At 70.8% G+C, this 13026-nt stretch carries 10 protein-coding genes; 3 read left to right on the forward strand and 7 right to left on the reverse strand.

Annotated elements, in window-relative coordinates:
- Nucleotides 1–83: 83 nt before the first annotated feature.
- Entirely contained in the window at nucleotides 84–557 is a 474-nt protein-coding gene (locus QM699_RS11230; protein WP_415011205.1) for a hypothetical protein, read from the reverse strand.
- A 365-nt stretch (nucleotides 558–922) separates the two neighbouring features.
- Entirely contained in the window at nucleotides 923–2149 is a 1227-nt protein-coding gene (locus tag QM699_RS11235; protein ID WP_415011206.1) for a urate hydroxylase PuuD, read from the reverse strand.
- Between the two features lie 123 nt (nucleotides 2150–2272).
- Here QM699_RS11235 and QM699_RS11240 point away from each other — a divergent pair, with 123 nt between their 5' ends.
- Nucleotides 2273–3217 (forward strand): LysR substrate-binding domain-containing protein, encoded by a 945-nt coding sequence (locus QM699_RS11240; protein WP_415011207.1) that lies wholly within the window; start codon nucleotides 2273–2275, stop codon nucleotides 3215–3217.
- 208 nt (nucleotides 3218–3425) lie between these two features.
- On the forward strand, nucleotides 3426–5420 hold the full coding sequence (gene thrS, locus QM699_RS11245; RefSeq protein WP_415011208.1) for a threonine--tRNA ligase: 1995 nt from the start codon (nucleotides 3426–3428) through the stop codon (nucleotides 5418–5420).
- A gap of 104 nt (nucleotides 5421–5524) precedes the next feature.
- Here thrS and rnk read toward each other — a convergent pair whose 3' ends face one another.
- Nucleotides 5525–5929 carry a nucleoside diphosphate kinase regulator gene (gene rnk / locus QM699_RS11250; protein WP_415011209.1) on the reverse strand — a complete coding sequence of 135 codons (405 nt, stop codon included), beginning with the start codon at nucleotides 5927–5929 and terminating at the stop codon, nucleotides 5525–5527.
- A gap of 454 nt (nucleotides 5930–6383) precedes the next feature.
- Between rnk and QM699_RS11255 the strand changes: the two genes are divergently transcribed.
- Nucleotides 6384–7400, forward strand: coding sequence for a substrate-binding domain-containing protein (locus tag QM699_RS11255; RefSeq protein ID WP_415011210.1), 1017 nt, complete (start codon nucleotides 6384–6386; stop codon nucleotides 7398–7400).
- 52 nt (nucleotides 7401–7452) lie between these two features.
- Here QM699_RS11255 and QM699_RS11260 read toward each other — a convergent pair whose 3' ends face one another.
- The 4 genes from QM699_RS11260 to QM699_RS11275 form a co-directional block, all read right to left on the reverse strand.
- Nucleotides 7453–8637, reverse strand: a complete 1185-nt coding sequence (locus tag QM699_RS11260) for an aromatic amino acid transaminase (RefSeq protein WP_415011211.1) — start codon at nucleotides 8635–8637, stop codon at nucleotides 7453–7455.
- A gap of 19 nt (nucleotides 8638–8656) precedes the next feature.
- On the reverse strand, nucleotides 8657–9214 hold the full coding sequence (locus QM699_RS11265; RefSeq protein WP_415011212.1) for a GNAT family N-acetyltransferase: 558 nt from the start codon (nucleotides 9212–9214) through the stop codon (nucleotides 8657–8659).
- Nucleotides 9211–10062 carry a 3-mercaptopyruvate sulfurtransferase gene (gene sseA / locus QM699_RS11270; protein ID WP_415011213.1) on the reverse strand — a complete coding sequence of 284 codons (852 nt, stop codon included), beginning with the start codon at nucleotides 10060–10062 and terminating at the stop codon, nucleotides 9211–9213. Before sseA ends, QM699_RS11265 begins: the two co-directional genes overlap by 4 nt.
- A 282-nt stretch (nucleotides 10063–10344) precedes the next feature.
- Nucleotides 10345–13023, reverse strand: coding sequence for a GNAT family N-acetyltransferase (locus QM699_RS11275; RefSeq protein WP_415011214.1), 2679 nt, complete (start codon nucleotides 13021–13023; stop codon nucleotides 10345–10347).
- Nucleotides 13024–13026: the final 3 nt, after the last annotated feature.

The raw sequence follows: 13026 nt of genomic DNA on the forward strand, positions 1-13026 counted from the left end.
TGACCCACCAACTTCCTGATAAGATCAAATAGATACGCGTTACCTCGCGCGTGAAATCCCTTGGCCCGCGTTTCCGGCCCCTGCTAGCCGCCGATCCAGAGATCGAGCCGCCCGGGCTGCGGGTCGGTCAGAAGCTGGCCATAGTCTCGCACGCCGATGGTGCCGTGCTCGCCCACCGCCGGCGAGATCACCCGCGCCAGCGCCTGCGCCGCCGGCAGGTCCGCATCCCGAAAATAGCCGATCCGCGACGTGGCAATCCGAAACGGCAACGGCTCGACCACCACGTCGGGAACGCCGGCCTGCTTCAGCGCCGCCACCAGGCCGTCGCGCCGGTCATTCGAGACCTCCGGCCCGATCCGCAGGCGCACCGCCTGCACCCCGGCCAGCGCCGCGTCGGGCGCCCCGCCGGACACCGCCTGAGACGGCAGCGGGGCGGGCGTCGTTGCCACGCTCTCTTCGGCAGCCGGCGCCTCCGGCAAAGGACCGGGACGCAGCAACACCGCGGCGATCACGATCCCGACCGCCCCCATGGCGCCGAGACCGATCCAGAGCGCCATCCCCCGCCAGCGCGTCGCCCGGTACGCGGGCCGGCGACCGGCGGCGGCTTGCGGCTCCGGGCTGGTCGAAGCGGGGGCGGGCACCGGCCGAACCGGCTCGTTCTGGCTGGGCGGCCGAGGCTCCGGCGCAGCTGCGAGCGGAGCGGGCTGCCCCGCGGCCTGCGGGGCGCTGCGCCAGGGGCCGGACACCGCGCCTGCACGGATATTGTCCTTGCGGCTCCAGTTGTGAGCCGTCTTTCCCGGCGGGTGATCTCCCGTCCCGTCCACTGGCACCACCCGACACCACCGCCGACCAATGCCCGGCCGGCTTCGTGCGCGATGATAAGGAAAGGCCCGGGGCGTCGAAAGGCTTATTTCGAACGAGGTTAAGCGTCGCCGCCGATGGCCGCGCGATACCAGTCCACGATCTGCTTGCGCTCGGACGGCTCGATCTCGGAGACGTTGCCCGGCGGCATCGCGTGGCTGCGACCGGCCTGCAGATAGATCTCGCGGGCATGTACCGCGATCTCCTGATCGGTCTCGAACACCACGTCCTTCGGCGCGCGGTGGATGCCCGGCCAGAACGGCTCGGAGGTGTGGCACATACCGCAGCGGCCGCGGATCACGTCGGCGACCTGGGCGAACCCAGGTGCCTCCGCGAACTTCTGGTCCATCGGCGACATCGCCAGCTCCGGCCGCTGGCTCATCGGCGACGAGGACAGCCACATGATGACGATGAAGATGATCGCCGTCGCCGCCCACGTCCAGTTCGGCCCCTTGCCGGTGGCGTGCATGGTGTTGAAATAGTGCCGGATCGTCACGCCCATCAGGAACACGAGGCTCGCGATGAGCCAGTTCCACTCCGTCGCGAAGGCGAGCGGGTAGTGGTTCGACAACATCAGGAACAGCACCGGCAGCGTCAGGTAGTTGTTGTGCGTCGAGCGCAGCTTGGCGATGCGGCCGTACTTCGGGTCCGGCGTGCGCCCGGCCTTCAGGTCGGCGACGACGATCCGCTGGTTCGGCATGATGACGAAGAACACGTTCGCCGTCATGATCGTCGCGGTGAACGCCCCGAGGTGGAGCAGCGCCGCCCGACCGGAGAAGATGTGCGTGTAGCCATAGGCCATCACCACGAGGATGCAGAAGAGCAGCACCATGAGCAGCGTCGGGCGGCTCGCGAGACGCGACTTGCAGAGGTTGTCGTATGCAAGCCAGCCGACGGAAAGGGACAGCAGCGAGATCACGATCGCGCCCCAGACCGGCAGGTCGGCGACACCGCGGTCGACGAGGAAGATGTTCGCCCCGGCATAGTAGACGATGCAGAGCATCGCGAAGCCCGAGAGCCAGGTGACATAGCTCTCCCACTTGAACCACACGAGGTGGTCGGGCATCCGCTCCGGTGCCACCAGATACTTCTGGATGTGGTAGAAGCCACCGCCGTGGACCTGCCACTCCTCGCCGTAGGCGCCCGGCGGCAGGTCGGGGACCTTTTTCAGGCCGAGGTCGAGTGCGACGAAATAGAAGGATGACCCGATCCAGGCGATCCCGGTGATGACGTGCAGCCAGCGTACACCGAAGGCCAGCCAGTCCCAGATGACGGCGAATTCGTACATGCCCCGCTCCGTTTGGATGATGCGCCAGCGTGGCAGAATTCCAGCCTCCGGCAAATGGCACAAATCTCCGAGCAGTTTCGCCCCCAGCCTGAAAATGCTAGCGTGCCGCCCGGGGGTGACTGAATGTCCTACGTCGGCAACCTGAAGACCTTCATCCGGGTCTACGAACTCGGATCCATGTCGGCTGCCGGCCGCGACCAGCGCATCTCGGCAGCGGTGGCCTCGGCGCGGATCGCCGAGCTCGAGAAGCATCTCGGGGTACGGCTGTTCAACCGCACCACCCGAAGCCTGCATCCGACCGAGCAGGGCTCGATCTTCTATGCCGGGGCGCAGAAGATCCTCGAGGCGATCGACCAGGCCGAGGGGGCCGTGGCCGACATCTCGCGCAAGCCGCGGGGCTCGCTGCACGTCGGCGCCCCGCTCGGGATCGGCAAGCGGCTGATCGCGCCGCGAATCCCCGAGTTCAAGGATCTCTATCCGGAGATCGACGTGCGGCTGCGGCTGTCCGACCGGAAGATCGACATCACCGCCGAGGCGCTCGACATGGCCTTCGTGCTGGGGGTGCTCGAGGACTCGAACTTCCGGGTGCGGCAGATCGCCGATTGCCCCCGGGTGCTCTGCGCCTCGCCGGCGTATCTGGCCGGGCGGCCCCATCCGCGAACCGGGCGGGAGCTGCTGGCACAGGGACACGCCTGCCTGCTGCACCGCTTTCCGGGGGCACGGGATTTCGTCTGGACGCTGGCGACGGCGGAGGGGCCGCAGCGCTTCGAGGTCTCGGGGCCGCTCGAGTCGGACGACGGCGACGTGCTGACCGCGTGGGCGTTGTCCGGGCGGGGGATCATGCTGAAGCCGGCGTTCGAGGTCGCCGAATACCTGGCCTCGGGCGAGCTGTTGATGGTGTGCGAGGAAAACCCGCCCTTCCCGGTCAGCCTCGCCTGCATCTTTCCGCACAAGCGCCTGCAGGATCCGAAGAGCCGGCTGTTCATCGAATTCATGGTCGGGGTCATCAAGCAGGCGCTGGCTGGCCTGCCCTTCGGGGCGGCGCCGGAGGCTCAGGAAATCACTTAGTCCATCGTCTTTACCATATCTTGTTCGGGACGACCCGACCCTTGGGCCCGCGCGGTCGAGCGGTGCAGCCGGATCATCGGCCGAGCGGTCGACCGCAGCCGGCAAGGGCCATTCGCGTCACGCTTGACAGGCGGGGGGTGGCGGGCCTACGTCGCTGGCTCCTCTGAACCGGGCGCATCGTAGGCGCCGAACCGCATGGAGTACCGTGATGAGCGACCTCGAACCCCAGGTGCGGGAGGTGGCGGTCACGCTCCCCGACGGTGCCGTGCGGCGCGTGCCGGCCGGCACCACCGCCGCCGACGTCGCGGCGGGCATCTCGAAATCGCTCGGCAAGGCAGCCCTTGCCGCCGTGGTGGACGGGCGGCTCTCCGACCTGTCGCTGCCGATCGACAAGGACACCTCGCTCGCCATCGTGACGGCAAAGGACGACGCGGCGCTGGAGCTGATCCGGCACGACTGCGCGCACATCATGGCCCGCGCGGTGCAGGAGCTGTGGCCGGACGTGAAGGTGACGATCGGCCCGGTGGTCGAAAACGGCTGGTACTACGATTTCGACCGCAAGGAGCCGTTCACGCCCGAGGATCTCGGCGCGATCGAGGCGCGGATGCGCCAGATCATCGCCGCGCGCGATCCGGTGCGGACCGAAGTCTGGGCCCGCGACCGGGCGATCCGGCACTACGAGGCGTCGGGCGAGCCGTACAAGGTGGAGCTGGTCGAGGCGATCCCGGGGGCGGACCCGATCCGGATGTACTGGCACGGGCACTGGCAGGATCTCTGCCGTGGCCCGCATCTCGCCAACACCGGGCAGGTGCCGCCGGATGCCTTCAAGCTGATGTCGATCGCCGGCGCGTATTGGCGCGGGGACTCCTCGCGGCCGATGCTGCAGCGGATCTATGGCGTGGCGTTCCGCTCCAAGGCCGATCTCGACGCCTACCTCCACCAGCTCGAGGAGGCGGCGAAGCGCGACCATCGCAAGCTCGCGCGCGAGATGGACCTCTTCCATCTGCAGCAGGAGGCGCAGGGGTCGGTGTTCTGGCACCCGAACGGCTTCCGGCTGTGGCGGGTGCTGGAGGCGTACATCCGGCGGCAGCTCGACACCGACGGCTATGTCGAGGTGAAGACGCCGCAGCTGCTCGATTCGAAGCTGTGGCGGCAGTCGGGGCACTGGGGCAAGTTCCGCGAGAACATGTTCGTGGTGCCGGACGAAATCCCGGAAACGACCGACGAGGAGGCCGATCCGATCCTGTCGGGCAAGGCGCAGCTGATGGCGCTGAAGCCGATGAACTGCCCCGGGCACGTGCAGATCTTCAAGCAAGGAACGAAGAGCTATCGCGACCTGCCGCTCCGCATGGCGGAGTTCGGCTGCTGCCACCGCAACGAGGCGCACGGCGCGCTGCACGGGCTGATGCGGGTGCGGCAGATGACGCAGGACGATGCGCACATCTTCTGCCGCGAAGACCAGATCAAGGACGAGACCAGCCGGTTCCTGGCGCTGTTCAGCCGCGTCTACGCCCACATGGGAATGACCGACATCTCGTACAAGCTGGCGACCCGGCCGGACATGCGGGCGGGCGATGACGCGACGTGGGACCGGGCGGAGGCCGCGCTCAGCGACGCGCTGCGCGCCGCGGGGCTCGACTTCGAGATCGCCGTCGGCGAAGGCGCGTTCTATGGGCCGAAGCTCGAATTCCACCTGACCGACGCGATCGGACGGACGTGGCAGGCGGGCACGTTCCAGCTCGACTACGTGCTCCCCGAACGGCTGGATGCGTCCTACGTCGGCGAGGACGGCGGGCGGCACCGGCCGGTGATGCTGCACCGGGCCGTCTTCGGCACGTTCGAGCGGTTCATCGGCCTGCTGATCGAGCACTACGCCGGGCGCTTCCCGCTGTGGCTGGCGCCGCGGCAGGTGGTGGTGGCACCGATCGTGTCCGAGGCCGACGGCTATGCCGGCGAGGTGGTCGCGGCCCTGGCCGCGGCGGGGATCCGGGCCGAGGCCGACCTGCGCAACGAGAAGATCAACTACAAGGTGCGCGAGCATTCGCTGGCGAAGGTGCCGGTGATCCTCGCGGTCGGCGGGCGCGAGGTCGAGGAGCGGACGGTCTCGGTGCGCCGGCTCGGTGAGCAGGGCAGCCGGGTGGCGGCGCTCGACGCGATCGTGGCCGAACTCAAGGCCGAGGCGACGCCGCCGGACCTGCGCTGAAGGCTCCAACTCCCCGGTGAGCCGGGGCAACCGGCCTGTCCCCTGCATCCGCCGTCGCGAAACGGCGGCTCCAGTAGACAGGCCGGCGCGCTGCCGGCGGCCGGTCAGGCGGCCGGCGCGACCGAAAGCACGGTCAGCCGGCGCGCTTCGCCCTCGCGGGTTTCCCAGCCGATGCCCGCGCCCGAGCGGAGGCCGATCAAGGCGGCGCCGACCGGGGTCAGCACCGAGATGCGGCCGCGGTCGATGTCGACGTCGGGCGGCAGCACGAGCGTCACGGTGTGCTCGCGGCCGGTGGTCTCGTCGCGGTAGCGCACGGTCGAACCGATGTTGACGACGTCGGCGGGCATTTCGGCGGTCGGCAGCACGGTGGCACGCGCGACCTCGGCCATCAGCCGGTCGCCGACGGCGGCGAGGCCGCGACGGCTGGCCACGGCGGCGAGCTCCTCGAGCCGGTCGCTCCAGGCGGCATCGAGAACGATGGGCGGGTCCTGTACCGGGACAGTGGACATGACGGGTCCTCCTTCTGGGCGTATCCGCTGCGCCCTCTTGCCGGGGCGTGCAGGATGTCGGTGTTTCGGAAAGCGTGGACGATCTTGGCCCGGGCCTGCCGGGCCGGCAGGCTCAGCGCGCCTGCGGGTGCAGGCGCTGCAGCAGCCGGCCCCCGGCCGGCGAAAAGCGATAGAGCGTGTCCATGAACTCGCAAGTAGGAATTGCCGGCGTGACGGTCAAGGCGTCGCCACGGCGGGGCGCGACGCGCTTGACTTCGCGGAGGGCTTCGGGAACCCTCGGCGTCGGAGACGAAGGACGGCGAGAAGCGCCGCGACGGCTCCCCGGGGGGAAGTCCAGCATGGGCAACGGAAAGCATGGTTCCGCTCAACTGGCTAGCTTGTCGGTTTAACGTTTCATCAACCAGTTCGACAATCCGGGCGGTCGAAAAGGCCGTTCCCGATCGGGAGGAAAGACATGAAGCACCTGCTTGCGGGGACCGCGTTCGCCGTGGCACTCGGCATCGGCTCCGCCGCGATGGCAGCGCCGATCTCGGCCTGCCTCATCACCAAGACCGACTCCAACCCGTTCTTCGCGAAGATGCGTGAGGGGGCCGTCGCCAAGGCGAAGGAACTCGGCGTCGAGCTCAGCATCGCGGCCGGCAAGTTCGACGGCGACCATGAAAGCCAGGTCTCGGCGGTCGAAGCCTGCCTCGCCTCGGGTGCCAAAGGCATCCTCATGGTGGCGAACGATCCGGTGCAGATTGCACCGCTGATGCAGAAGGCCCGTGACGCGGGAGTTCTGGTGATCGCCCTCGATACGCCGCTGTCGCCGGCGGACGCTGCCGACATGACCTTTGCCACCGACAACTTCGGCGCGGGCGAGCTGATCGGCAAGTGGGCGGCGGCGAAGCTTGGCGACGGGGCGAAGGACGCGCATATCGCCATGCTGGACGCCCTGCCCTCTTTCCCCACCATCGACCAGTTGCGCGATCAGGGCTTCATGAAGGGCTTCGGCATCGACATCGGCGACCCGAAGGTCATCGGCGACGAGAAGGATCCGCGCATCGTCGGCCACGAGGTGACGCAAGGCTCCGAAGAGGGCGGCGTCACCGCGATGGAGAAGCTGATGGCGGCCGATCCGAACGTGAACCTCGTCTACACCATCAACGAGCCGTCCGCCGCCGGCGCCTATCAGGCGCTCGTCAGCATGGGCAAGGCCAAGGGCATCACCATCGTTTCGGTCGACGGCGGCTGTCCGGGCGTGAAGAACGTGGCAGCCGGCTCCATCGGCGCGACCGCGCAGCAGTATCCGCTGCAGATGGCGGCGCTCGGCGTCGAAGCGATCGCGAAGTTCGCCCAGACCGGACAGAAGCCGGAAGCGACCGAGGGCAAGACGTTCTTCGACACCGGCGTCGCACTCGTCACCGACCAGCCGATGCCCGGGATCGACTCGATCGACACGACCGAGGCCCTGAAGCTCTGCTGGGGCTGACACGCCCGCGCGCGCCGGCTCCCTTGGCGGAGCCGGCGCGATCCCTCAGGGGTCAGTCCTCGACCGAGGCGATCGCCGCCGCAAGCCTGGCGAGGCCCTGCGCCGGCAGGCCGGCGATGTTGATCCGGCTGTCGCCCACCGCGTAGATCCCGAAGTCCTCGCGCAGCTTCACGACCTGCGCGGGGCCGAGGCCGAGGCGGGAGAACATGCCGCGGTGGACGCCCACGAAGTCGAAGCGATCCGAGTTGGTCGCCCGGCGCAGCTCGTCCGCCAGCCCCTTGCGCAGCTCGAGCATGCCGCTGCGCATCGCCTCCAGCTCGGCCTGCCAGTCGGCCTTGAGGCCCGGGTCGCCGAGGATGATCGCCACCACCTTCGCGCCATGATCCGGCGGGAACGAGAAATTCAGCCGGCTGAGCGAGGCCATGTTCGCCTTGGTGATGGCCGCGCGCTCCGGCGTCTCGGACAGCGCGAAGGCCGCGCCCACCCGGTCGCGGTAGAGCCCGAAGTTCTTCGAGCAGCTGACCGCGAGCAGCATCTCGGGCACCGCCGCCGCCATGTGCCGCACACCGGCCGCATCGGCCTCCAGCCCGTCGCCGAAGCCCTGATAGGCGAGGTCGATGAACGGCACGACCCCGGCCTTCGCCACGAAGTCCGTCACCTCGCGCCATTGCTCCAGCGTGAGATTCGCCCCCGTCGGGTTGTGGCAGCAGCCGTGCAGCAGTAGCACGTCGCCGGGCTTCATGCCGACGAGATCGGCCATCATGCTGGCGAAGTCGACGCCGCCGGTGGTCGCGTCGAAGTAGCGATAGGTCCGCGACGGGATGCCGAGGTGCGCGAGCATCGCCGGATGGTTCGGCCAGGTCGGGTCGGAGTACCACACCGTCGCCGTCGGGCTCGACCGCTTGACGAGCTCGAGCAGCTGACGGATCGCGCCCGTGCCGCCCGGCGTCTGGGCGCCCGACAGCCGGTCCGCCGGCACGGCGCTGCCGAGGGCCAGTTCGCCCATCGCCCGGACGAAGTCCAGATCGCCGAGGATGCCGACGTAGGCCTTGCTGTCCTGCGCGTCGAGCAGCCGCTTCTCGGCGGCCTTGACCGCGCGCATCACCGGGGTCTTGCCGTTCGCGTCCTTGTAGACGCCGACGCCGAGATCGAGCTTGTCCGTGCGCGGATCGGCCCGGAACATCTCCAGCAGCTCGATGATCTTGTCGGGCGGTGACGGCTTCAGCGTCTCGAACATTGGGCCCTCCCGGGGCTCGTCAGGAATCGATGAGGGAACGGTCGCGGGTCAGCACCCGCTGGAAGCTCGCCCGGCGCACCGGCGCGAAGCCGGCCTTCTGGTAGAGCGGCAGCGCGCGCGGGTGGTCGAGCGAGTTGGTGTTTACCGTCACCGCCGCGCAGCCCGGCCGGTCCCAGGCGGCATGGACGGCGGTCTGGATCAGGAAGGTGCCAAGGCCCCGGCCGATCGCCTCGGGCACGAGACCGAAGTACGACAGATCGACCACGCCGGGCGCGCGGCCGTCGAGGACGAAAAAGCCGTGCGGCCAGCCGCCGCGCACCAGGGTGTAGAGCGTGACCGCCGGATCGTGCAGGAACGCCGACACGTCCTCGGCCGAGGCGTCGTGCTGATCGGTCCACTCGTAGTCCCGGCCGACCGCATCGTAGAGCGTCAGGAAGTACCAGAGCGGCGGCCGTTCCGCGGCGATCAGCGCCGTCACCGGCCCGACCGGCACGTGCGGCCGCGGATAGCCCGGGCGCGCCGTCATGCGCAGGTAGGTGACGGTCACGTCCACCTGTTCGCCGGCGCTGCGGATCATCCCAGCTCGACCTTCAGATCCGGGTAGGCGCCCCATTCCGCCCACGACCCATCATAGAGCGCATGCGCCCGGTTTCCGAGACGCTCCAGCGCCAGGCTGAGGATCGCCGCCGATATGCCCGAGCCGCAGGTCGTCACCACCGGCTTCGACACATCGACCCCGGCCGCCACGAAGGCGGCCCGGAGCCCGGCCGCATCTAGCAGGGTGCCATCGGCATTGAGCAGCGTCGTCCAGGGCACGTTGCGCGAGCCCGGGATATGGCCCGAGCGCAGGCCCGGCCGCGGCTCCGGCGCCTCGCCGCGGAACCGCACGGCGGCGCGGGCATCGACGATCTGCGCGTCGCCGAGCTTGGTCGTCGCCGCCACCTGGGTCACATCGCGCACCAGGCTCGCGTCACGCCGGGCGGTGAAGTGCCGGTCGCGCAGGATCGGCATCCCGTCCTCCAGCGCCCGCCCCTCCGCGCGCCACTTCGGCAGGCCGCCGTCGAGCACGGCGACGTCCTCCTTGCCGAACAGGCGGAACAGCCACCAGACCCGCGGCGCGCTGAAGACGCCGACGCTGTCGTAGATCACCACCCGGTGCCCGTCGCCGATGCCGAGTCCGCGCACCCGCGACACGAACTTCTCCACCGGCGGCGCCATGTGCGGCAGCTCCGACTGCTCGTCGGAAATCTCGTCGATGTCGAAGAACCGCGCGCCCGGGATGTGGCCGGCCTCGAACTCCACCTTCGGGTCCCGGCCGGAGCCCGGCATGTGCCAGCTCGCATCGAGAATGCGCAGGTCGGGCGCCCCGAGGTGCCTCTCGAGCCACTCGGTCGAGACCAGAAGCTTCGGATCACTCTCGGCCATCGGCGTGCATCCCGGGGGAGGTTCGTCGGAGCTACCCCGATAGCCTCGCGGCGCCCGGGGGGCAAGGCAAGATGAGCGGCCGGGCCCCGGCGATCCTCCCAAGGCTGCCGGGCGGCACGCCGGGGCGCGCGCTCTTCCGGCCAGAAACCTGGAGAGCAGTGCCGGGGGTGCGGGGGCGGCGAGCGCCCCGCCGGCGCCGGCCAACTGGCCGGTGCCCAGCAAAGGACTCCTGCGCGCGACCCGCGCGCTCCGCATGGCCGCAACGGCGGCCCGCGCGGCCAGTCACAGCACGAGCGTCGACATCACCACCCCGGGGTCGTCAGGGATCGGCGCAAAGGTAAAGCCCAAGTGGCCGACGAGGCCCTGCATCGCGCGGTTCTCGGCCAGCACCATGCCCTCGATCCGCTCCATGCCGTCGGCGCGGGCGTAGTCGATCAGCAGGCGCATCAGCGCCGCGCCGATTCCCCGTCCCTGCAGGTCCGAGCGCACGAGCAGCGAATACTCGCCCGAGAGGTGATCGGGCGCCGCGACCACGCGGCTCACCCCGGCCAGCTCGCCCGCCGGCGTGAGCGCGACGAAGGCCATCTCGCGGTCATAGTCGAGCTGCGTCCAGCGCAGGGCGAACTCCTCGGGAAAGTGCACGCGCACCGCGAGAAAGCGCAGGCGCATGTCCTCGCGGCTGACCCGCGCGAGGAAGTCGGGATAGAGCAGCGCGTCCGCCGGGCGGATCGGCCGCAGGTCATAGACCCCGTCGGGCCGCTCGATGCTGCGCCGCCATTCGGTCGGATAGGGCCGGATCGCGAGGTGCAGGTTCGGCGGCCGGCGGTCCAGTTCGGCCGGGTCGAACTCCACATTCATGTCGAGCGCGATGACCCCTGCGGCATCGGCCAGCAACGGGTTCACGTCGACGGCGCGCAGGCAGGGGAAGTCCTCTACGAGGTGCGACAGCGCGATGAGCGCGCCGTTCAGCGAGGCGAGGTCCGCCGGCGCCCGACCGCGGTAGCCGGCGAGCTGCGCGCTCACCCGGGTCCGGCCGACCAGTTCGGCCGCGAGGCCGGAATCGAGCGGCGGCAGGGCGACGGCGGTGTCGCGCAGGATTTCGACCGCGAGGCCGCCGGCGCCGAACAGGATCACCGGGCCGAAGATCGGGTCGGTCGCCACCCCGAGGATCAGCTCGACCGCCTCCGGGCGCGCCACCATCGGTTGCAGCTCGTAGCCTTCGATTCGCGCCCCGACCGCGTGGCGCGCCACCCGCGCGGCGATGCCGGCGACGGCGGCCGCCGCCTCGTCGCCGGTGGCGACGTCGAGGACGACGCCGCCCACGTCGGAGCGGTGCGGCAGGTCGGCCGAGAGCACCTTGACCGCCAGCCGGCCGCCCGCGCCCAGCATCTCCGTCGCGACCGCCCCGGCCGCCGCCGCGTCGCGGACGATGCGCGAGCCTGCGACCGGGATGCCGTAGGCCGCGAGCGCCGCGCCGGCCTCGGCCTGGGTCAGCCGCCGCCGCCCTTCGGCGGCAGCGGAAGCGAGCAGCGCCGCCACCTGCGCCCGGGCGTCCGGAGCCGCGGCGAGCACTTCCTCGGAGCGCCGGTCCGGCACCTGCAGCAGCGACGCCTGCGCCCGGCCCCAGTCGGTCAGGTGCCCGACCGCCGCCGCCGCCGCCGCGGGCGCCTCGTAGGTGGCGATGCCGCCGGCGCGGAGCGTGCCGCGAGCCTCCCGCGCCGTGGCGCCACCCATCCAGCACGCCAGCACCGGCTTGCCCCCGATCCGGCCGCGCTCCGTGCGCCCGACCAGCGCCTGGGCCACCGCGGCCGGCTGGCCGTGCCCGGTGGGGCAGCTCATCGCGAGCAGCACGTCGACGCCCGGGTCGGCGGCGAGCACGTCGAGCGCCGCGAGATACCGGCCGGGGTCCGCGTCGTCGCCGAGATCGACCGGATTGCGCGGGCTGCAGCCCCCCGGCAGCGCCGACGCGAGCCCGGCCAGCGTTGCCGGGCCCGGCTGGACCAGCGGACTGCCGGCCTCGACGAGGCGATCGACCGCCAGCACGCCGGCGCCGCCGCTGTTCGTCACGATCGCCACGCGGCCGCGCTGCATCGGGCGGAAGCGCGAGACGATCTCGGCCGCGTCGAACAGCTCCGCCAGCCCGTGCACCCGCAGGATCCCCGCCCGGCGCAGGGCTGCGGCGATGACCGCGTCCGCCCCGGACAACCGTCCCGTGTGGGTCTCGGCCGCGGCGGCCGCCTGCGGGGTCTGGCCGGCCTTGAGCGCAATCACCGGCTTCAGCCGCGCGGCGGCGCGCGCCGCGGACAGGAACCGCCGCGGATCGGTGATGCTCTCCACATAGACGAGGATCGCCCGGGTGTGCGGGTCTCCCGCGAGCAGGTCGAGACAGTCGCTCAGCCCGACATCCACCCGGCCGCCGAGGCTCAGCACCGCGCTGAAGCCGATGGCGTGGCTCGCGGCCCAGTCGAGCAGCGCGGTGGCGATGCTGCCCGATTCCGACACCAGCGCGATGCCGCCCTCGGTGGCGGCAATCGGCGACAGGCTGGCGTCGAGCCGCGCCCGCGGCGCGATGATCCCGAGCGAGCCGGGCCCAAGGATCCGCAGTGTGTACGGCCGCGCCGCATCGAGCATCGCCTGGCGCAGGCCCGGGTCCGGCCCCTCCTCCGGCGTGACGACCAGCGCCATGCGCCAGCCGGCGGCGCCAAGCTCGGCGATCCGCGCCGGCGCCTCGCCGAGCGGCCCGGCCAGCACCGCGAGGCCGGGCGCAATGCCGAGCTCGGCGACAGACGCGACCGCCGGTATCCCGTCCACGTCGCCCGCGCCCGGCTCGACCGCCACGACCGGCCGGGCATAGCCCCCGGCGCGGAGGTTGCGCAGGATGGCGAGCCCGCGCGGACTGGGGGCGCCCAGCACCGCGATGGACGGCGGGCGCAGCAGATCGTCGAGGTTGCGGATCGTCATGCC

It is taken from the genome of Amaricoccus sp. (genome assembly GCF_047602525.1).
Taxonomy (GTDB): Bacteria; Pseudomonadota; Alphaproteobacteria; order Rhodobacterales; family Rhodobacteraceae; genus Amaricoccus.